Annotated in this window: 21 protein-coding genes; 8 read left to right on the top strand and 13 right to left on the bottom strand. The window is 61.6% G+C overall.

The window, feature by feature from the left end; all coding sequences use genetic code 11:
* Positions 1-142: 142 nt before the first annotated feature.
* A complete protein-coding gene (locus AC1D3C_RS16570) occupies positions 143-2,551 on the bottom strand; it encodes a mechanosensitive ion channel domain-containing protein (RefSeq protein WP_477483644.1) in 2,409 nt (802 codons plus the stop codon).
* Positions 2,552-2,783: 232 nt separating this feature from the next.
* On the opposite strand from AC1D3C_RS16570, the gene AC1D3C_RS16575 reads away from it, so the two are divergent.
* Positions 2,784-3,038 (top strand): GlsB/YeaQ/YmgE family stress response membrane protein, encoded by a 255-nt coding sequence (locus AC1D3C_RS16575; RefSeq protein ID WP_038543316.1) that lies wholly within the window; start codon positions 2,784-2,786, stop codon positions 3,036-3,038.
* A gap of 11 nt (positions 3,039-3,049) precedes the next feature.
* On the opposite strand, the gene AC1D3C_RS16580 is transcribed toward AC1D3C_RS16575, so the two are convergent.
* The 6 genes from AC1D3C_RS16580 to AC1D3C_RS16605 all read right to left on the bottom strand — a co-directional run bounded on the left by AC1D3C_RS16580 (position 3,050) and on the right by AC1D3C_RS16605 (position 7,129).
* Positions 3,050-3,607, bottom strand: coding sequence for a DUF924 family protein (locus tag AC1D3C_RS16580; RefSeq protein ID WP_477483645.1), 558 nt, complete (start codon positions 3,605-3,607; stop codon positions 3,050-3,052).
* 11 nt (positions 3,608-3,618) lie between these two features.
* Entirely contained in the window at positions 3,619-4,110 is a 492-nt protein-coding gene (locus tag AC1D3C_RS16585) for a heme-degrading domain-containing protein (RefSeq protein ID WP_477483646.1), read from the bottom strand.
* A 61-nt stretch (positions 4,111-4,171) separates the two neighbouring features.
* The gene (msuE, locus tag AC1D3C_RS16590; RefSeq protein ID WP_477483647.1) at positions 4,172-4,723 is read right to left on the bottom strand and encodes an FMN reductase; all 552 of its coding nucleotides are present in this window, start codon (positions 4,721-4,723) and stop codon (positions 4,172-4,174) included.
* A gap of 117 nt (positions 4,724-4,840) precedes the next feature.
* Positions 4,841-6,226, bottom strand: a complete 1,386-nt coding sequence (locus AC1D3C_RS16595; RefSeq protein WP_477483648.1) for an FAD/NAD(P)-binding protein — start codon at positions 6,224-6,226, stop codon at positions 4,841-4,843.
* A 150-nt stretch (positions 6,227-6,376) separates the two neighbouring features.
* Positions 6,377-6,676 carry a hypothetical protein gene (locus AC1D3C_RS16600; protein WP_477483649.1) on the bottom strand — a complete coding sequence of 100 codons (300 nt, stop codon included), beginning with the start codon at positions 6,674-6,676 and terminating at the stop codon, positions 6,377-6,379.
* Between the two features lie 87 nt (positions 6,677-6,763).
* Positions 6,764-7,129, bottom strand: coding sequence for a response regulator (locus AC1D3C_RS16605; protein ID WP_038543328.1), 366 nt, complete (start codon positions 7,127-7,129; stop codon positions 6,764-6,766).
* A gap of 344 nt (positions 7,130-7,473) precedes the next feature.
* On the opposite strand from AC1D3C_RS16605, the gene AC1D3C_RS16610 reads away from it, so the two are divergent.
* From AC1D3C_RS16610 to AC1D3C_RS16630, 5 genes are all read left to right on the top strand, one after another.
* On the top strand, positions 7,474-8,094 hold the full coding sequence (locus AC1D3C_RS16610) for a TerC family protein (RefSeq protein ID WP_038549261.1): 621 nt from the start codon (positions 7,474-7,476) through the stop codon (positions 8,092-8,094).
* A gap of 291 nt (positions 8,095-8,385) precedes the next feature.
* Positions 8,386-8,895 carry a cupin domain-containing protein gene (locus AC1D3C_RS16615; protein ID WP_247135629.1) on the top strand — a complete coding sequence of 170 codons (510 nt, stop codon included), beginning with the start codon at positions 8,386-8,388 and terminating at the stop codon, positions 8,893-8,895.
* A 199-nt stretch (positions 8,896-9,094) separates the two neighbouring features.
* The gene (locus AC1D3C_RS16620; RefSeq protein ID WP_477483650.1) at positions 9,095-9,475 is read left to right on the top strand and encodes a hypothetical protein; all 381 of its coding nucleotides are present in this window, start codon (positions 9,095-9,097) and stop codon (positions 9,473-9,475) included.
* Between the two features lie 88 nt (positions 9,476-9,563).
* Entirely contained in the window at positions 9,564-12,083 is a 2,520-nt protein-coding gene (gene secD / locus AC1D3C_RS16625; protein WP_477483651.1) for a protein translocase subunit SecD, read from the top strand.
* A gap of 73 nt (positions 12,084-12,156) precedes the next feature.
* The gene (locus tag AC1D3C_RS16630; RefSeq protein WP_477483652.1) at positions 12,157-12,594 is read left to right on the top strand and encodes a YqaA family protein; all 438 of its coding nucleotides are present in this window, start codon (positions 12,157-12,159) and stop codon (positions 12,592-12,594) included.
* Here AC1D3C_RS16630 and AC1D3C_RS16635 read toward each other — a convergent pair whose 3' ends face one another.
* Genes AC1D3C_RS16635 through AC1D3C_RS16645 form a run of 3 tightly spaced genes read right to left on the bottom strand, consistent with a single transcriptional unit; the run spans position 12,595 to position 14,174 of the window.
* A complete protein-coding gene (locus AC1D3C_RS16635; RefSeq protein WP_038543338.1) occupies positions 12,595-13,221 on the bottom strand; it encodes a TetR family transcriptional regulator in 627 nt (208 codons plus the stop codon).
* Positions 13,222-13,236: 15 nt separating this feature from the next.
* Positions 13,237-13,899, bottom strand: a complete 663-nt coding sequence (locus tag AC1D3C_RS16640) for a class I SAM-dependent methyltransferase (protein WP_038543340.1) — start codon at positions 13,897-13,899, stop codon at positions 13,237-13,239.
* A gap of 2 nt (positions 13,900-13,901) precedes the next feature.
* On the bottom strand, positions 13,902-14,174 hold the full coding sequence (locus tag AC1D3C_RS16645) for a hypothetical protein (protein ID WP_477483653.1): 273 nt from the start codon (positions 14,172-14,174) through the stop codon (positions 13,902-13,904).
* 36 nt (positions 14,175-14,210) lie between these two features.
* Here AC1D3C_RS16645 and AC1D3C_RS16650 point away from each other — a divergent pair, with 36 nt between their 5' ends.
* The gene (locus AC1D3C_RS16650) at positions 14,211-15,572 is read left to right on the top strand and encodes an APC family permease (RefSeq protein ID WP_477483654.1); all 1,362 of its coding nucleotides are present in this window, start codon (positions 14,211-14,213) and stop codon (positions 15,570-15,572) included.
* 3 nt (positions 15,573-15,575) lie between these two features.
* Here AC1D3C_RS16650 and AC1D3C_RS16655 read toward each other — a convergent pair whose 3' ends face one another.
* Both AC1D3C_RS16655 and AC1D3C_RS16660 read right to left on the bottom strand, forming a co-directional pair.
* The gene (locus AC1D3C_RS16655) at positions 15,576-16,256 is read right to left on the bottom strand and encodes an HAD family hydrolase (RefSeq protein WP_477483655.1); all 681 of its coding nucleotides are present in this window, start codon (positions 16,254-16,256) and stop codon (positions 15,576-15,578) included.
* Positions 16,257-16,375: 119 nt separating this feature from the next.
* Positions 16,376-16,522 (bottom strand): glycine zipper domain-containing protein, encoded by a 147-nt coding sequence (locus AC1D3C_RS16660; RefSeq protein ID WP_173426748.1) that lies wholly within the window; start codon positions 16,520-16,522, stop codon positions 16,376-16,378.
* A 104-nt stretch (positions 16,523-16,626) separates the two neighbouring features.
* On the opposite strand from AC1D3C_RS16660, the gene AC1D3C_RS16665 reads away from it, so the two are divergent.
* Positions 16,627-17,397: an SDR family NAD(P)-dependent oxidoreductase gene (locus AC1D3C_RS16665; RefSeq protein ID WP_477483656.1), complete on the top strand. Its 771-nt coding sequence runs from the start codon at positions 16,627-16,629 to the stop codon at positions 17,395-17,397.
* 150 nt (positions 17,398-17,547) lie between these two features.
* Here the strand turns inward: AC1D3C_RS16665 and AC1D3C_RS16670 are convergent, their stop codons facing one another.
* Positions 17,548-20,727, bottom strand: a complete 3,180-nt coding sequence (locus AC1D3C_RS16670; RefSeq protein WP_247135624.1) for an efflux RND transporter permease subunit — start codon at positions 20,725-20,727, stop codon at positions 17,548-17,550.

Genomic DNA, 20,727 nt, shown 5'->3' on the forward strand with positions numbered 1-20,727 from the left:
TCTTCGGCCTCGTGCGGCCTTTTCGCAAACTGCAGGGACTATGCAATTCCGGCAGGCGGGCCAAACGCCTGTTTACGACATGCCGGGAGCCAGCCCGCGACGATCATTAAAATGGCCGCGCGGGGCTCGGGCAGAGGGTCGGTTAGGCGCCCCCTCTTGCATCGTTCTCCTCCGGCAGGATCGGCCGGCCCCGATGAAAGATGATCTCCTGCTGCGGGAACGGGATCGCGATCCCCTCCTCCTTGAACCGCTTGAGGATGGCGATCCTCAGATTGTTGCGGATCCTCAAACCCTCGCCCATGTCGGCCAGATGAAACCTCAGTTCGAAATTGAGCGAGGACGGACCGAAATTCAGGAACTCCACGTGCGGTTCCGGATTGCGCAGCACTTCCGGAACCTGGTCGACCAGTTCCAAAAGAATATCCATCACCTTCTGCGGATCGGTATGGTGGCTCACCGCGACCGGCACTTCGGAACGCCCGATCTTGTTGCGATGCGTCCAGTTGCCGACCGGCGAATTGATGAGGTCGGAATTCGGCACGATGATCGACTGCTTGCGAAACGTCTCGATCTCCGTGGCGCGCACCGAAATGCGCTTGACGATACCTTCCGTCGCCCCGGTCACCACATGGTCGCCGACCTTGAACGGCCGCTCGACGAGCAGGATCAGGCCGGACACGAAGTTCGAGACGATATTCTGGAGACCGAAACCGATGCCGACCGACAAGGCGGATGCGACCAGCGCGAAGCTCGACAGGTCGATGCCCGCGGCAGAAACGCCGACGAGCACCGCAAGCCCGACGCCGAGATAACCGATACCGGTCTTGACCGAATTGCGGACGCCGAGATCCACCTGGCTGCGCGCCAGCACATTGCCGTCGATCCATTTCTGGATCCAGCGCGTGATGACGAAGCCGAGGCCGAAAAGCAGAATGCCGCCGAGAATACCGACGATAGAAATCGAGATGTTACCGATCCGGATCTGCGTGAAGAAACTGTAGATCCAGGCTTCGATATCGGCGATCTGGAAACCCCAGGTCAAAAGAATGAGGGGGATGCCGAGGATCAGCGCAAAAGCATAGATGCCGAGCCCCGCGGCAAGCCCCGCCTGGTCGAGCGACACCTCCCCGAAATGAAAGTGTTCGGCGAGCCGGCGACCGGCGGCCGTATCCGTGAACGATCCCTGTTTCGAGATCGCCCTGCCCGACAGCAGTCCGATATAGATCAGCACGATCACCGCACCGGTCAGCACGATCTGGGTGGAGGCGAACCGAGCAAGCCCGACATATCCCGTCAGCACCGACAGGATGAGGAGCAGGCCCATGACGCGAAGGAACAGAGGAAAGAAGCGCGGCCAGCGATGCCCCGGACTATCGGGATCCTCGCCCTCGGCAAGCCGCGGCTGGATGAAGGAGATGGCGATCAGGATCAGGCCGATGATGACGGAGGCGAGCAGGCTTTTGACGATGGTCAGAACCAACGGGGAATTCAGCGCCTCGCTGATCGCGCCGAGCAGATAGTCGAGCCCGTTGACGATCGCCATGGCAAGCACGGCAAGTGTCAGCAGATGGGCGCCACGGTTGGTGATACGGACGAGCCGCCATTCCGGTTCGCCGGGCGCCAGCACACCATAGGTGAGCTTCCAGACGAAATTGACGAACCAGACGAATGCGAAAAATGTCACCACGATCGGCGTGATATCCGTGCGCAGGACGTTGAAACCGTCGAGGAACAGGAATGAGGCGACCAGAAAAGCCGCCAGCGACACGGTCTGGATCACCGTCGACCAGAAGGCCACCGACAAACGCCTGATATAAGAAGGGTGTTCATGGTCGTCGCGCCGGATGAAGCGCCCGAACAGCCGGTATCCTCCAGACAGGAAGAGCATGGCCGCGCCGAGCGACAGTGCCAGCGCTCCGAGCAGTTGCAGCTTCTTGAATTTCCAGACGAAACTGATCCAGCCGCTGAAGGTGGAGCCGAAATTCCTGACTTCCGCGACGAATGCGTTGCCGGCATCGGCGAACAGCTCGCCCGACAGCTCCGTGTGGCGGAAGAGCGTCTGGGTAAACAGCGTGCGGCGCAGATTGGTGATCGTGTTGGCGACCTGCGTCGCGCTGTTGGAAAGCTGGCCGGCGTCGTCGACGATAATGTTGAGTTCCGAGCGCTCGTTCAGCAGCCGGTTGCGCTCCTCGACGACCGCGGGCGCTTCCGGCGGCTGGCCGGCTGCGGGCGGCTCGCCGAGTCCCTTGAGGCGGGCCTGTATCTGTTCGACACGCGTACGCATGGCATCCGATGCGGATCGCATTTCGCCGACGATCGCTTCCGCTCTAACCCTGAGTTCCGCAAGACGTGCATCGTCGTCGGCATCGCTCTGTATCCGGTTGCGAAAGGAATCGAGCTGCTGGCGGATCGCGTCGATCTTGCCCTTCATATCGGTATTGATGGAATCGACGGTGACGTCGGGCGCCACCTGTTCCTGGCGCTGTCCTTGTGCCTGCTGCTGCGCCTGTGCGGCCGCCTGCGAGGGCAAGCCGAGCGGGGCAGCGATCATGAGTGCCGCCAGGAGCGCGCACGCTATCCGTTGAATGGTCGAAGGGCCGGTCGTGAGAAGTTGTGTCAAATGTCTGCTCTTTTGTCTTTCGATCGGATTCGCGCGCGAAAATAGAGTGACTTCTGGGCGAAGAAAAGGAATGCTCTGACGCCCGGCCACGAATTGGAACAATTCGTGGAACCTGGAACATTTCTTCGCGTTTCTCCGTCCCAACAATCATTGAGGGTAAGTCATGGAACAGGCAGGTATCGGCTGGATCGCAGCCATCATCATCGGCGGCATTGCCGGCTGGCTCGCTGAAAAGTTCATGAAAAGCGACATGGGCTTAATCATGAACATCATTCTCGGCATTGTCGGCGCCATCATCGCCAATGCCATTCTCAACTTTTTCCACCTTTCGCTGGGTAGCGGCTGGATCGCTTACCTCATCGCCGGCTTTATCGGTGCGTGCATCCTGATCGCCGTCGCACGCCTGTTCCGCCGCTAGTTACCTCAACGTCAGAAACCGGCGCCGGGCTTGGCCAGATATCCCAGCTCGGCGGCGGTCGATTCCCGGCCAAGCAGCGCATTGCGATGCGGGAAGCGGCCGAACTCGCGGATCACCAGGCGGTGACGCTCCGCATAATCCAGATAATCCGCATCCCCCAGCAAAGCGAAGAGCTCCACCGACCGATCCTGATCGGCAAGGACTTCCGAGTGTTCGAACGGGAGATAGAAGAAGCCGCGCTGTTCGGGCAGGACCGCCATATCCGCACCGGCCTCGATTGCCAACCTTGCCTCCCGCAAAGCCAGCCAGTCCGTTGCGAAGGCAAGCGGGGTGCCGCGATAGAGATTGCGGGAAAGCTGGTCAAGCACGATCACCGCCGCGAGCCGGTTTTCCGGCGAAGTCCGCCACGCGTCGAGCTCCCCCCGGGCAAGCGAGAGATGCGTCGCGGCAAAATGCCGGCGCATCGCCTCATCGAGCGCCTCGTTCTTCTCAAACCAGTCCTTGCGGGTCAGTTCCCTGAACCAGAAGGAGAAAACTTCGTTGGGGGTCTTTATGTCGGCCTGCGCCATCGAATATCTCCTCAGTCGAGCCGGAGTGTGGAGATATCCTTGCCGGTCATCCGCGCAAGGGCTTCGACGACCATATTATGATCCTCGCGCTGCGGCAGGCCTGAAACGGTCACCGCCCCGATGCAGCCGAGGCCGGCGACCTTGATCGGGAAGCTGCCGCCATGCGGCGCGTGGTCTGCCGCGGAAATACCATATCGGTTTTCGACCGTGTCGCCCTGGAGCTCGAGCTTCCGTCCGATTGCATAGCTGGACTGGAAGAAGCGGAGCACAAGATTGCGCTTGCGCCGTACCCAGCTCTGGTTGTCGGCGCTGGTGCCCGGAAGCGCCGTGTAGAAGGCCGACATCGAATGCAATTGCACGTCGATGACGATGCTCAGGCCCCGCTCGACGGCCATATGCCGGAGCAGCGATCCGAGATCCCAGGCTGTCGTCAGGTCGAACCGGTCGAAGACCAGCGCCTTCTCCTGCTCGGCGATCTTCGCCATGTCTTCTTCGATGGCCATGCGTTCTCCTCCGCGTTGCGGTTGCGGGGGATTGATGACGGCAAAGCGAACGAAAGTAAAGTTACTCGGCAGCGGCGAGTTCCCGGACAGGAAAGAACGCGGCGAGTTCATCGACGGCAAAGCCGATCCGCTGCTGCAGCGCCTCGGAGACGATACGGTAGTCGGCGAAATCGCGATCGGACGCGTAGACGGCCGTCGGCAGGGTATGGGCCATGAAGAAACCGAAAAGCGGCCGAAGCTGATGTTCGACCATCAGCGCGTGCCGGTCGCCACCGCCGGTAGCGGTGATCAGGATCGGCTTGGCACGCAGCTGTTCGGGATCGATCAGATCGATGAAATGCTTGAAGAGCCCGGGATAGCTGCCCTTGTAGGTCGGCGAACCGACAATCAGGAAGTCCGCCTCGACGACATCCGTCAGTACCCTGGCGGCCGCTTCATCCAGATCACCCTGGCGTTGTGCCTGACCAAGAGACGGTCCCACATCGGTGAGATCATGAAGCCGGGTATCGAATCCATAACGCTCGGCTGCGACCGAGGCGATATGTTCGACCAGCGCAAAAGTTTTGGACGGGCGATTATAGCTCCCCGCAAGACCGACGAGTTTCAGGGCCATGGAAATTCCTTCCTGCGCAATGACTTTCTCCAGATTAACGTCGATGGCGCGGTATGAAAGCAAGGAACCTGCCGTTGATGCTCGATCAGGAGAAAATCGTGCTCACGGAATGCTCGACTACGCGATACGGGCTCGCCGTGGTGCCGTCCGGGAAATGTCCGTGGCGATTGTTTCTGCAAGCGCCTTGGCCTGTACGCGGATATCCGGCACCGCCGTGATCTCCCAGAACTGGCCGGCCGTCAGCGCTCCGGCAGCAAACAGGCCGGGCAGTGGCCGGCCATCCGGATCGAGAACGCGAGATTGTCCGTCGACGGAGATGCCAAGTCCGAGTTCGTCCATGGCGATCATCCCAAGGTTCCGCATCTCGGTCAGCAGCGGCGAATGGCCGATGCCGGCGCGCTCCATGCCGGTGCAGTTGACGATCCAGTCCGCATGGAAGGAGGCAATGTCCGGCGTGCCGCGTTGCCTGAACCGGACGTTCGCACCCTCGCCGTCTCTCTCGATCGAGCGGAGAAAACCGGCATGCACGGTCACCGTACCGTCCTTCAGGAGCGCGTTGAAGCGCGCGAACACCTCCGGCGCAATGCGGTGGCGGTGGATGTTCCACCAGGCAAGTGCATGGCGCAGGAACCGCGAGCGCTGCTCGGCGGTCAGGCTCTGCCACAAAGCCTGGGTCTGCGGTCTTAGGCCATCGACGACGCCCCGCCAGTCGGCACCGTTCTCCACCTGTCGCCGCAAGGCGCGCAGCAGAGCGCTGATTTCGCGGCTATCGGGCAGATCCGGCGTGACGGGAGCGGCGCGCCGGGTCGGATGCGGGTGCGGCACCAGTCCGCGGCGCGACAGGACATGGATGCGGCCGCTATGTCCTTGGGCGCGCAGCGACAGAACCTGGTCGATCATCGTCAGGCCGGAGCCGAAGATACAGAGTTCGTCGGTGCGGCCGACGCGCGAAAGCCAGCCGAGCCGCCAGGGATTGTCGATGATGCGGGAGCCGACGCCCGGATCGATACGATCCTTCGGCAAAGGCAGATCGGCATTGCCGACGCCGAGCGCCAGAATGACGGTACGGGCCCGCAGTTCGCCGGCGTTGTCGAGATGGAACATGACCCCGTCCTGTTCGCACTCGACGCAGGCCGTCGCCTTGGCTCGGATAAAATCCACATGCGCGCGCCGCTCACGGGGCCTCAGCAGCGAGGCAAGCGTATCGCGCAGGTAGAGACCGTAGTCGCCGCGAGAGGCGAAATCCTCCGGAAAGGCCGCTTTGCCCTGGCGGCGCAGCCATTCGACGAAATCGTCCGGTCGATCCGGGAACACGCTCATCCGCGCCGCCGGGACATTGAGACGATGCAGATAGAATTCGGTGCGATAGGCGGTGCCTCGTCCGAAGCCGGGATCATCGCCGACCACCGCGATCGAAGCGGAGGACGGCAGGAAGCGCAAGAGGTTGATGGTAAGGGCGATTGCGGAAAAACCGGAACCGACGACGGCGACATCATAAGTCATCAAGCACACACTCCTCGTCCTGGGTTGTTTTGGGCGAAAGGTTGTCTTGGAAGCCACAGGAAAGCGGTTTTGCATCTGCTTCCGCCGGCGCTTCAATGTCTACCAACTTAATAGAGATTGACGAAGAGTAAAGGTGTTTTCGCGTCTCTTTCAGTGGCACGCCTGTTCAGGCCGCGGCAGCGTCGGCGCTTCGGCGCTCGGATTGGTATTGTTCGGCGTCCCCGGCGGCTGGCAGCGATCTTCCTGATCGACAGTGCCGGTCGTGCTGTTGGTGGTCGTCGGATCAGTGACGCCGGGAAGCGTGGTGACCGGCGAAGCGCCGGAATTGGCATTGGGCGCGGTCGTTGTCGCCCCGGGCAAAGTGGTGGTGGCGTCGGTGCCTGATGTCTGGGCGAGGAGTGGCGCCGAAAGCAGGGAAATGGCGGAAAACGCAATGATCCTCATCAGCATGTGAAGGTTCCTCCGGTTGATCGAAGAAACAACCGGAAGCCATGCCACTTGGTTCCGTTGCGCCGGCCCGTCTTCGGCCAACACTATTCAGCCTGGCATCATGTCGTGGATCGAGGACAGCAGCATGTCGTGCTGATAGGGCTTCGGCAGAAACACCGTGTTGGTCGGCAGGAGCATCGGGTCAAGGCTGACGACGCCCGACGTGATGATGATGCCGATGCTCGGGCGGATGGCGCGTATCCGCTGAGCAAGCTGGATGCCGTCCATCGACCCCGCCATGTTCACGTCGGTGAAAACGATGTCGATATCGGACCGATTACGGAAGAGTACCATCGCCTCGTCGGCACTGCCTGCTTCCAACACTTGGTGCCCGACCTCTTCCAGCGCATCGAGCGTGGTGAATCGGATTAGCGGTTCATCCTCGACGACGAGGACAACAGCTTTCTGCGCCATGAACGTCTCCTTCATCCATCGGATGTTTGTCCCATGGCCTCCACCAGCGAAAATCCGCTCCGCGATGCGGCAGGTCGGGGACGCGCTCCGCCGTGAGGCCATATAGGAGGCAGGTGAGTCGCGACAAGTGGAACTGAATCCGGACGAAAAACGCGGTTACCCCGATCGGTTGCTTTTCCGCACGCGCCAACCGCTTCGATAATGGATAATGACATTTGACAGAATGCAAAATCCGCTTGCCAAGCGCCCTGAAATATCCTGTACCAATCGCCACGAAAATGTGACTAGAAGAACATCCTCACCTTCCACCCTCATCCACTCCCGACTCAGGTTCACGCTTCATGATGGAACTCTTCACCGCAGCCGGCTTTGCGGCCCTTCTCGAGGTCATCGCCATCAACCTCGTTCTTTCCGGCGACAACGCCATCGTCATCGGTCTTGCTGCCGCCGGTCTTCCTGCCGAACTGCGCAAGAAGGCGATCCTCTTCGGCATCTCCGCGGCGACCGTGCTGCGCCTCGTGTTTGCGGTCGTTGCAACCTACCTTCTGGCGATCAAGGGGCTCCAGCTTGCCGGCGGCCTGCTGCTGGCCTGGGTCTGTTGGAAGATGTGGAGCGAGCTGCGCGAGGGCCAGGGCGACGATGCCCATCTCGCCGCACAAGCCAAGGAAAACGCCGCTCAGAAGACTTTCTTTCAGGCCGCGACCCAGATCGTCGTCGCCGACGTCTCGATGTCGCTCGACAACGTGCTGGCCGTCGCCGGCGCCGCCAAGGAACATTCGACCGTGCTGATCATCGGCCTGATCGTCTCGATCGCACTGATGGGGATCGCCGCCAACTTTGTCGCCAAACTGCTCTCCCGTTTCCGCTGGATCGCCTATGTGGGCCTGGCGGTCATCGTTTATGTGGCGCTCGATATGATCTATCACGGTTCTCTCGAAGTCCTGCCGCTCATCCAGGGCGCATAAATCTCTTCGCCGCCTCTCGACCAGTCATTTGCCCCGCCGGCGCCGATCGCGTTGGCGGGGTTTTCTGTTTTGCCTCCCCCCGGAGAAGTATTGGAATGTGACAGTGCCCTGATTTGAAACAGGAAAATTATTCTCTGCTTACCAAGTTCTTTGACATTTGTGACGTTCCCATTGATCATGTTCGGCAAGCAAAGCTACGTGGCCTCCAGCCGGCATGACGCCGGTTAGGGGCTCGCGGACCCCCTACTCGCAAGAGTTGGTGAGCCCCGTCCAAGTCAATGAGAGCCGATCTTGAGCCACGATCACGACGATCATCATCACACTCATGACAGTGACCATGACGGTCATTCCCACGTCGATTGGCGCGAGCACGGCGTGAAAGTCATTCCCGGCAATTCGCTCGATCCCAACACCGCCCAGACCCCCGGCATGAACCGCGCGACCGCGATCAACAACGCCCGTGCGGGTGCCGAAAAGATCTGGGCGGGCACGGTGACGATCCATGCCAACGCCAAGACCGGCGCCCATCACCATGGCGATCTGGAAAGTATCATCTACGTGCTGAAGGGAAGAGCGCGGATGCGCTGGGGCGACAATCTCGAATTCGTGGCGGAGGCAGGCCCCGGCGATTTCATCTATGTGCCGCCCTACGTGCCGCATCAGGAGATCAACGCCAGCCGCGACGAGACCCTGGAATGTGTCCTCTGCCGCTCCGGCCAGGACCCGGTCGTGGTCAACCTCGATATCGAGCCGATCGAGAAGCCGGAAGAAGTGCTCTGGAAGGACCCGATCCACAAATAACGCGGCAATCGATTTCCCGCATGAAATGCAGGGATTGGCGCAAATGCCGCCGCAATCTGTCCTTACGCTTGCTCCGACTGGAGATTGACCGCCTCGAACCTCTCCTTTAGAAGGCGGCATTCCGTTCCGAAGCAAGGACTTCGGGATTTTTAACGCTCCGGAGCTGATGCGGATGGCGCTGTTTCCGCAGGACAAGCGGATGAGAGACGGACGTGAACAGGAAAGCCTCCTGTCGCGCTGGCCGGTCTTTGCCGCCGCTCTGCTGATTGCCGCCTTGTTCGGCCTGCTGTCCGGCGTCGTCAAGGACGTCCAGTTCCCCCGCGGCGTCCTTACGGCCGACAAAAGCAGCGACACTCCGCATCTGACCAAGCGCGAGCCTTTGCGTGCACTTGCCGCCATGGACCGCAAGGACGGAATGGGCGCCCATTGGCCTACGGGCGACGGTGCGCTGGAAGCCCGCGCCATCGAGATCAGCTTCCCGATTTTCGTTTCGGCCTTCGCGTCGAAGCCATCCTCCGATCCGACGGCTCATCCGTTCTGGCACGGATCGCTGCCGCGTGCGCCGCCGGCCCGCGCCTGAGATATCGCGCCCCGGCGCTTGCACGACATCAGTATTCTCGCCCCAACCGCTCAACAGAGCGTGACCCGGGCTCAGCAGGATTAAATACATGAGAAACTCCCCATGGTTGGTGACGACCTATCTCGTCATCATCTTCCTCGGCATTCTGGTGGCGCTGCCGAATGTCATTCCGCAGTCGACGCTTGGCCGGCTTCCCGCCTGGCTGCCGCACAACCGCGTCTCGCTCGGCCTCGACTTGCGCGGCGGCTCGCACCTCGTGCTGGAAGTCGACCGTGCCGACCTGATCAACGAGCGTGTCCAGAGCCTGCTGCAGGATGCTCGCCGGGTTCTGCGCGACAAGAACATCGCGACCACCGCAATCCGCCGCACGGGTGACACCGTGACGGTCGCGCTGCGTGATGCGGCCCAGCGCGGCGCTGCCGTGACCGAGCTCCAGACGCTTGCCAACCCGGTCAACGCCGGCACAACGATCGGCGGCAGCGATCTTGCGATCACCACGCCCTCCGACAATACGATCACGATCGCCCAGACCGAAGCCGGCATCAATTCGCACATCACCGGTGCCGTCGATCAGTCGCTTGAAATCATCCGCCAGCGCGTCGACCAGGTGGGCGTCGCTGAACCGACCATTCAGCGCATCGGCTCCGATCGCGTCCTTGTCCAGCTTCCGGGCGAACAGGATCCGGCCCGCCTTCGCCAGCTTCTCGGCTCGACCGCCAAGATGAGCTTCCATCTGCTCGGCCAGCAGGGCGAACAGGGTGTCACCATGCTCGCCGACGAGCGCGGCAACCAATATCCGGTCCTCGACCGCGTCGAACTTTCCGGCGACCGCCTGACCGATGCCCGCGCCGCCTTCGACCAGCAGACCAACGAACCGGTCGTCAACTTCCGCTTCGATTCGGCAGGCGCCAACCGCTTTGCCCAGATCACCCAGCAGAATGTCGGCCGTCCGTTCGCGATCGTGCTCGACAACAAGGTGCTGAGCGCGCCGGTCATCCGCACGCCGATCACCGGCGGTTCGGGCCAGATTTCTGGCGGCTTCTCGGTATCGGAAGCCAATACGCTCTCTGCACTGCTGCGCGCCGGCGCGCTGCCGGCGAAGCTCACCGTCATCGAAGAACGCACCGTTGGCGCAGACCTCGGCGCCGATGCCATCCAGATGGGCCTCTATTCTGGCCTCGTCGGCTTCGTCCTCGTCGCCGTCTTCATCCTGGTTCTGTATGGCACGTGGGGCCTGCTGGCGAACGTCGCTCTGCTGATCCACACGATCCTGACCTTCTCCGCCCTGACGCTGGTCGGCGCGACGCTGACACTGCCCGGTATCGCCGGTATCGTGCTCGGCATCGGCCTTGCGGTCGACGCGAACGTTCTGATCAACGAGCGTATCCGCGAGGAAACGCGCAAAGGCCGTGGTGCTTTCGCCGCCATCGACGTCGGCTTCAACCGCGCCTATTCGACCATTGTCGACGGCAACATGACCGCGCTGATCGCCGCCGCCATCCTGTTCTACTTCGGCTCCGGCCCGGTGCGCGGCTTTGCCGTTACCATGGGTCTTGGCCTGATCATCTCGATGTTCACGTCGGTCGCCTTCGTCCGCGTGACGATGATCGCCATCGCGCGCCGCTACAAGCTGAAGGTCATCAACATCCAGTCGATGTTCCGGTTCAGCCCTTACGACAAGCATATCCAGTTCATGAAGGCGCGCTTCTTCGGCGTGGCGGTCTCGGCCGTCCTGTCGATCGCCTCGATCGGGCTGTTCTTCTATCCGGGACTGAATTACGGCGTCGACTTCCGCGGCGGCATCCAGATGTCTGTCAAGACGCAAGGCCCCGCCGACCTCGCCAAGTTCCGCGAAGGTCTGAACACGCTCAACCTCGGCGAAATCACGCTGCAGTCCTTCGGCGATCCGAACACCATCCTGGTGCGTGCCCAGCGTCAGGAAGGCGGCGAAGAGGCGCAGACGGCAGCCGTCACCAAGCTGAAGGACGAGGTCACCAAGATCGACTCCACCGCGACCGTCCAGGGCACCGACGTCATCGGCCCGAAGGTTTCGGGCGAACTGGCCGTCGCCGGCTTCCTGTCGGTCTTCATCGCCAGTATCGCGATGCTGATCTATATCTGGGCGCGGTTCGAATGGCCGTTCGCGGTCGGCGCTATCGTGACCCTGGTGCTGGACGTCACCAAGCTGGTGGGCTTTTTCGCCATTACCGGCCTCGATTTCAATCTGACCGCGATTGCCGCGGTACTGACGATGGTCGGTTATTCGGTCAACGACAAGGTCGTCGTCTACGACCGCATGCGTGAAAACATGCGGCTCTACAAGTCGATGCCGCTGCGCGAACTGATCGACAAGTCGATCAACGAGACGCTGGCTCGAAGCCTCTACACCAACGCCACCGCCTTCCTGTCGCTTCTACCGATGGCGATCTGGGGTGGCAGCGCGGTCGAAAGCTTCGCGGTCCCGATGGCATTCGGTATTCTCGTTGCCGGCGCATCGTCTGTCTTCATCGCGGCCCCGATCCTGCTCTTCCTCGGCGACTGGCGTAAACGCCACGCCAAGGCGGTGGAGGCGGCTGCGGAAGAGGTCGAAAACGCCAAAAAGGCCTGATTGACGACCCAGCAATACAGGAAGGGCGGGTTTTCATCCGCCCTTCTTCATTTGGCTCCGCTATAGGTCGATCATGCTCGATTTTGCCGCCTATGCGGGACTGTTCTCCGCCGCCTTCATCGCCGCCACGATCTTTCCGATGCAATCGGAGGCGATCCTCGTCGGGTTGATTCTCTCCGACCGGTATTCGCTCATCGCCCTACTGCTGGTCGCGTCGGTCGGCAACACGGCGGGGGCCGCCGTGAACTGGCTGCTCGGGCGTGGTGTCGAACGTTTTCGCGACAGCCGATGGTTTCCGGTGACCCAGGAAAAACTGGACAAGGCACAGGCTTGGTACCAGAAATACGGAAAATGGTCGCTGCTGCTGAGCTGGCTGCCGATCGGCGGCGACGCAATCACGGTCGCGGCCGGCGTGCTCAAGGAACCTCTACCGACCTTCCTGATCCTGGTTTTTATCGGCAAGGCGGTCCGCTATGTGGTGCTCGCCGCCGCGACACTCAGCGTGGCCTGATCAGAGGTCCTGCCCCTCGTAGCCAAAATCGGCAAGTGTCTTCCAGAAATCGCCGAAGAACCGATGCGCGAAGGTTTCGAGCGAAGTGCCCGGCGGCTGTTCGTTCCACAGTTCYCCGCCTGCCCGCAAGGCGCCTATGACCACGGCGGCCAGCAGGCGCACGCGCAGCCTTTCTTCGTCGCTTCGGCTTCGAGCCTTCAGTGCCTCGGTGAGCTTCAGTTCGAGCTTGGCATATTTGAGCTGGTCTCGGGCTTTCAGCGCCGGCGTACTGCGGATCAGTTCGCCGAGCGCCATCGCTCTTTCGTCGGCTGCCGAGACGATGGCGCTGACGAGGCCGTGTTGCACGGTCTTGACCGCCGGCTCGTCCGCTGGCCTCGACGCGATCGCCGCCATCAGATGATCGGCAAAACCGTCCTGCCAGGCGAACACGACCTCTTCCTTGGACGGAAAATAGTCGAAGAAACTGCGTTTCGAGACCTCGGCGCGTTCGGCAATTTCCTCGACCGTCGTGGCATCGAAGCCGCGCTCGAGGAACAGGCTCATCGCCGCTTCCTCGATGCGTTCGCGGGTCTGCCGACGCTTGAGCTCCCGCCGGCCTGTCGTCGCGCCATCAATCGCCTTGGTCATTTCATCCGATTTTGTTCAGGCGCCCGCGTCGTCGGCTTGGACCGGGCTGCCTTCTGCCTCGGCACGATATCTGGAACGCTCCCGTGTCAGATCCAGCGGCTTGCGGCGGGAAATCCGGTAGACGGCGGCGGGCGGCAGGTTGCGCACGGTGTGGCCGATATGCACGGCCTTCAGACCCAGCCGGTCGAGGATCGGCCGCGGCACGGGGCAACGCGGGCCATAGGTGAACTGGTAGAAGGAACCGCCCGGACGGATATAGGTAAAGGCTCCGCCGAGGATCGCGGTAATCTTGCGCGGCGACATGGAGAGCAGCGGCAGGCCGCTGACGACCGCGCCGACCGGTTCGCCCTCGAAAATATCCTCATGGGCGAGCTTTGCCGCATCCATCTGCAGGATCCGCGCGTCTGGAAAACGCCGCTGCAGGCCGGGAACGAATTCCGGACCGTATTCGATCAGGGTGAGGTCGGATTGGGCAACGCCGCGCGCCAAAAGCGCACGGGTGAATACCCCGGTCCCCGGACCGAGTTCGATGACCGGGCCGTCCAGCGGCGCGATCTCCTGGGTCATCAGTCGCGCGAGCGAATCCCCGGAAGGCGCCAACGCCGCAACCCGCAATGGATTGCTGATCCAGGAACGGAAAAAATGCCAAAAATCCGAAAATGCCGCATCTGCTGTCATGGTCAGAGACTCACCGGTTTGAAAATGCGATCGAGTATTCCGCCGACCTTCACAGCCTGCATGGCAATTCCAAGGCATGGGAACCTCCGCTCAAGAAAAATACGCACATCGGCCGCAGAATTGTGCAGTGCGGCGGCTACACCGTCGTATTTAGAGGATTTTTGCATCGAGTGCAAGTTTTTACGATATTTTCGCCATACCCCTTTTTCCAGGCCGGAACGGGCTGAAACTTCCGCGTTTTTTGGGAACAACCGGCGCTTGTTCTCATTGAACACTCTTCCGGAGGGAATCGATAACATCAGGAGGAGTTTATGAAAAAGCCGGTCACTGAATCGGGCGAACAGAAGACGGAACTCCACCGGGTGATGGGACCCGGATTACTGCTGCTGTTTATCGTCGGGGATATTCTCGGGACGGGCATCTATGCCCTGACCGGCCAGGTGGCCAAGCAGGTCGGAGGGGTGGTCTGGCTGCCCTTTCTGATCGCCTTCGTCGTCGCCCTCCTCACCGCCTTCAGCTATCTCGAACTGGTCACCAAATATCCGCGCGCGGCCGGCGCAGCACTCTATACCCACAAGGCCTTCGGCATCCATTTCGTCACCTTCCTGGTGGCCTTTGCGGTGATGTCGTCGGGCATCACCTCGGCGGCGACCGCATCGCGGGCCTTTGCCTCCAACTTCGCGACCTCTCTCAGCCTCGATCTCGGCGCCTGGGGCGTACCGCTGATCGCGGTTGGTTTCATCGCGTTGGTCGCTGCCGTCAATTTCCGAGGGGTCGGCGAGAGCGTCAGGCTGAACGTTCTGTTGACCGTCGTCGAGCTGACCGGCCTGCTGATCATCATCGGCATCGGCTTCTGGGCGATCGCCGGCGGCCAGGGCGACGTTTCCCGCGCCTGGACATTCGCGACCCCGGAGAACAGCGGCGTCTTCTGGTCAGTCGTCGCGGCCACCACCCTCGCCTTTTTCGCCATGGTCGGCTTCGAGGATTCGGTCAACATGGCCGAGGAATGCAAGGAGCCGAGCCGGATGTTCCCGAAGGTGCTGCTAACCGGCCTTGCCCTCACCGGCGTCATCTACGTTCTGGTGGCCATCTCTGCGATCACGCTGGTACCGGCCAATGAACTCGGCCAGGGCGAGACCCCGCTGCTGAAGGTGGTGCAGGCCGGCGCGCCGGGCTTCCCGATTGGCATCTTCGCGATCATCACCATGTTCGCGGTGGCCAATTCCGCACTGATCAACATGATGATGGCGAGCCGCCTGATCTACGGCATGAGCCGCGAAGGGGTTCTGCCGCAGGTGCTCGGCAAGGTCCATTCGGGCCGTCGCACACCCTATATCGCGATCGGCTTCACGTCACTGCTGGCGGTCGCGCTGATCCTGTTTGCCGGCGGTGTTCCGGCGCTCGGCGGTACCACGGCGCTGCTGCTTCTCTGCGTCTTTGCGATCGTCAACGTCGCGGTGCTGGTGCTGCGCAAGGATACGGTCGAGAACAAGCATTTCCGCACGCCGACCATCCTGCCGGTACTCGGTGCGATCTCCTGCGCCTTCCTCGCCGGCCCCTGGACCGGCCGGGATCCGGTTCAGTATCTGATTGCCGCCTGCCTGCTCGGCCTCGGCGTCGTGCTTTGGTTCGCAACCGTCAGCATCATGAAGGCGTCGACCCAGCCTGTCTGATATTCACTCCTTGCGGCGGATCGACAGCCGTCCGTCTTCGCCGATATGCGGCACCACATCGAGATAGCCGGGTATTTTCGAATGCCCGGTTTCGATCGGATGGGAATGGGTGGCGGTGATCACCATCACGTCGGCGCCTGCCGCCTCGCCCGCCTGGATGCCGGCCGGCACATCCTCGAACACTAGCACCTCCGAGGGGCTGACGCCGAGCCGTTCCGAGCCAAGGATATAGCCCTGCGGATTGGGCTTGCCGACGGTGACGTCTTCGGCGGTCACCATGTAGCGCGGCTGCGGAATTCCGGCGGCGGCAAGCCGGACCTTGGCGAGTTCGATCGGCGACGACGTGACGATCGCCCAGCGTTCAGGCGGCAGCGCGGAGAGGAATTCCACCGCGCCCGGGATTGGCACCACGCCCTCGACATCCTCGATCTCGCCGCGCAGGATGCCTTCGGCTTCCGAGGCCGGATCGATGCCCGGCAGGTTCAGTGCGCTGATCGTGTCGATCCCGCGCTTGCCATGCATGGTCGGCAGGAATGCTTCCACATCGAAACCCATCTTTGCCGCCCAGCGTCCCCAGACGCGTTCGGCGGATGCGATCGAGTTCAGGATCGTGCCGTCCATGTCGAACAGGAAAGCAGCATAGGTTTTTTCGGGAAGGGAGATGTCGGCGGCGGGAAGAGGCACTGAAAGTTCCTTTAGCGTCGGATTCCGACTCGGGGAGATGGCCGGAAACTGCCCTCTTCCGAGTAAATGCAATGACGCAGGAAGGCAATTCCCGGCAAAGGCATGCGACCGCCTTCGGGCTATTTCGATCGCGAACGCAGGAATTGAGACAGAGCAACGCCGATCGCGATGCCCACGGCAACACCGATACCGATATTGTCGAAAACGACTGTCCCGAGCACCGTGCCCAGCCCGACGCCGACGGCTATTCCTGTCGCAATGGTCATGTCGGGACCATTGCGCGCCTAGATGGCGAGAGTTTGTCGCACATCCTTGTCTTCCCGCATCGAAGCGATAGAACTTGGCGACCAAGCCGGACAAGGAGGGTGTTTTGGCCAATATTTCTGTACGGCATGCGGACCTTGCCGATTGCGGCGTGCTGATCACCGGTGGCGGTTCTGGCATCGGCGCCGCCTTGGTGGAAGGTTTTGCGGCACAGGGTGCCAAGGTCGCGTTCATCGATATTGCCGACGAGCCGAGCCACGAATTGGTGGAACGTCTTTCCAAGACCGCCCCCCATCTGGTCCTCTACCTGAAAGCCGATCTGCGCAACGTCGCGGAAACGAAAGCCGCCGTCGACAGGGCCGCGCAGCAACTCGGATCGCTCTCGGTGCTGGTCAACAATGCCGGCTGGGACGACCGCCACGAGTTCGAGACGGTGACCGAGGAATACTGGGACAACGCCCAGGCCATCAACATCAAGCAGATGTTCTTCGTCACCCAGGCTGCTGTCCCACACCTGCGCAAGGCCGGCGGCGGCGCGATCGTCAATTTCTCCTCGATCGCCTATCTACTCAACATGGGCGGACTGCCCGCCTATGCGACCGCCAAGGCCGGGATCATCGGCCTGACCAAGAGCCTCGCCGGAAAGCTTGGAACAGAAAACATCCGCGTCAACGCCATCCTGCCCGGAATGATCGTCACCGAACGGCAGAAGAAACTCTGGCTGAATGACGACAGCATCACGGCGATGGTCGCCCGCCAGTCCCTGAAGCGGGTGCTGGTGGCTGAAGACCTTGTCGGCCCCTGCCTGTTCCTCGCCTCGAATGCATCCGCGGCCATGACGGCCCAGACCCTGATCATCGACGGCGGTGCTCTCTAACGCGTGTCGTACCTCTGCAAAACAAAGATCTAAAGACAAAAACCTAAAATGGTCGAGCGCATCCCAAAAGGATGCGTTCGACCATTTTAGACATAAGAATACCGCGCGGGTTCCCGGTGGAAAGAACCCGCGCGGCGCCGGAGGTAGACCTTACTCCGCTGGAGAGAGAGCGGGAGCCGCCTCCTCCGTACCGTGCTGCCGCAGAGGACGGCTGCCGGTTAGCAAACGTGCCAGCAGGTAGAAGACCGGCGTCATGAAGATGCCGAAGAAAGTCACCCCGATCATGCCGGAGAACACGGCGATACCCATGGCGGAGCGCATTTCCGCACCCGCACCGGTCGATACCACCAGCGGCACGACACCCATGATGAAGGCCATGGACGTCATCAGGATCGGACGCAGGCGCAGCCGGCTCGCCTCGACCGCTGCCTGGAACGGTGTCCTCCCCTGGAACTCCAGTTCTCGGGCGAACTCCACGATCAGGATCGCGTTTTTCGCCGAGAGACCCACCAGCACCACCAACCCGATCTGGGTGAAGATGTTGTTGTCTCCACCGGTGAGCCACACGCCCGTCAAGGCGGCAAGCACACCCATCGGCACGATCATGATGATCGCGATCGGCAGCGTCAGGCTCTCATACTGGGCGGCGAGCACGAGGTAGACGAGCAGCAGCGCCAGCGGGAAGACGACGATGCTCGAATTGCCGGCAAGGATCTGCTGATAGGTCAGGTCCGTCCACTCGAACTCGATGCCGGAAGGCAGCGTCTCGTCGAGGATTTTCGTAATCGCAGCCTCTGCCTGGCCAGACGAGAATCCCGGAGCCGGAGCGCCGTTGATATCGGAGGACAGGAAACCGTTGTAGCGGGTCGCCCGTTCCGGACCGGTCTGAGCATCCACCTTCAGCAGAGCCGAGAGCGGGATCATCTGGCCGGACTGCGAACGGACCTTCAATTGGCCGATGTCTTCCGCCTTGGCGCGGAACTTGGCGTCCGCCTGCACCCGGACGCTGTAGGTGCGGCCGAAGGCGTTGAAGTCGTTCACATAAAGCGAGCCGAGATAGATCTGCAGCGTTTCGAAGACGTCCGTCACCGAGACGCCGAGCTGTTCGGCCTTGGCGCGGTCGAGATCGGCATAGAGCTGCGGCACGTTAATCTGGAAACTCGAGAAGATGCCGGCAAGTTCAGGCGTCTGGTAGGCCTTGGCGATCACCGCCTTGGTGGCCTCGTCGAGCGCCTGGTTCCCAAGACCTGCACGGTCCTCGATCTGCAGCTTGAACCCGCCCGTCGTTCCGAGGCCGTTGACCGGCGGCGGCGGGAACATTGCGATATAGGCGTCCTGGATGGCGCCGAACTTCTGGTTCAGCTGCATGGCAATCGCGCCGCCCGAGAGCTCCGGCGTCTTGCGGTTTTCGAAGTCGTCGAGAACTGCGAAGACGATGCCGGCATTCGAGCCGATCGTGAAACCGTTGATCGACAGGCCCGGGAAAGCGATGGCATGTTCGACGCCAGGCTGTGCCAGGGTGATCTCGCTCATCCGCTTGATCACGTCTTCGGTGCGGTCCAACGTGGCGCCGTCCGGAAGCTGGGCAAAGCCGATCAGATACTGCTTGTCCTGTGCCGGCACGAAGCCGCCCGGCACCGCATTGAACATGCTGTAGGTCGCACCGACCAGAGCCAGATAGATGATCATCACCAGGCTCTTGCGCGAGAGCAACCCGCCGACCGTGCGGCCGTAGCCGTTGGAAGCCGCACCGAAGACGCGGTTGAAACCACGGAAGAACCAGCCGAAGATCGCATCCATGAACCGGGTCAGCCAATCCTTCTTGGCGTGATGGTCCTTGAGCAGCAAGGCAGCAAGTGCCGGCGACAGCGTCAGCGAGTTAATCGCCGAGATGACCGTCGAAATTGCGATCGTCAGCGCGAACTGCCGGTAGAACTGCCCGGAAAGCCCGCTGATGAAGGCGAGCGGCACGAAAACCGCGACCAGAACCAGCGCGATCGCGATAATCGGACCGGAGACTTCCTTCATCGCCTTGTAGGTCGCCTCACGCGGACTTAAGCCGCCCTCGATATTGCGCTCGACGTTTTCCACCACGACGATCGCATCGTCGACGACGATACCGATCGCCAGCACGAGGCCGAACAGTGTCAGCGCGTTGATTGAGAAGCCGAAGGCATACATGACCGCAAACGTGCCGATGATCGAGACGGGAACGGCGATCAGCGGAATGATCGAGGCACGCCAGGTCTGCAGGAAGATGATGACCACGAGCACGACGAGCGCGATGGCTTCGAGCAACGTGTCGATGACCTTCTCGATCGATGCGCGCACGAATTTGGTCGTATCGTAGACGATCTCGTATTTCACGCCCTGCGGCATCGCCAACTGCAGCTGGTCCATGGTCGCCTTGACGTTGTCGGCGATCTCGATCGCGTTGGAACCGGGTGCTTGAAGAACGGCAACGGCGACGGCCGGCTGACCATCAAGCAGCGAACGCAGGGTATAGTCTGCTGCGCCGAGCTCGATACGCGCGACATCCCGCAACCGGGTGATTTCACCGTTCTGACCGCTCTTCACGATGATATTGCCGAACTCTTCCGGGGTGCGCAGGCGCCCCTGGGCATTGACGTTGAGCTGCAGGTCGACACCCGGCTGGGTCGGCGAGGCACCGATAATGCCCGCCGCCGCCTGGACGTTCTGGCTACGGATGGCGTTCGAGATGTCGCTTGCGGCCATCGAATGCTCGGCAGCCTTCTGCGGATCGATCCACACGCGCATCGAATAGTCGCCGGCGCCGAACACCTGCACCTGGCCGACGCCCTGGATGCGGTTCAGCCGGTCCTTGACGTTGAGCGTTGCATAGTTGCGCAGGTAGGTGATGTCGTATCGGTCGGAGACGAGATTGACCACCATGATGAAGTCCGGCGAGCTCTTGACGGTCGTCAGACCGATCGAACGCACTTCTGCCGGCAGGCGCGGTTCGGCCTGGCTCACGCGGTTCTGAACGAGCTGCTGCGCTTTGTCCGGATCGGTGCCGAGCTTGAAGGTGACGGTCAGCGTCATCACGCCGTCGGAGGTCGCCTGGCTGGACATGTAGAGCATGTCCTCGACGCCGTTGATCTGCTCTTCGAGCGGCGTCGCGACCGTTTCGGCGATGACCGTCGGGTTGGCGCCAGGATAGACGGCACGCACGACGATCGAAGGCGGGACCACATTGGGATATTCGGAAATCGGCAACGACCGCATGCCGATCAGGCCCGCGACCACGATGAGGATCGACAGCACGGCCGCAAAGACCGGCCTGTCGACGAAAAACCTGGAAATATTCAT

It is taken from the genome of Neorhizobium sp. P1_A6 (assembly GCF_056406795.1).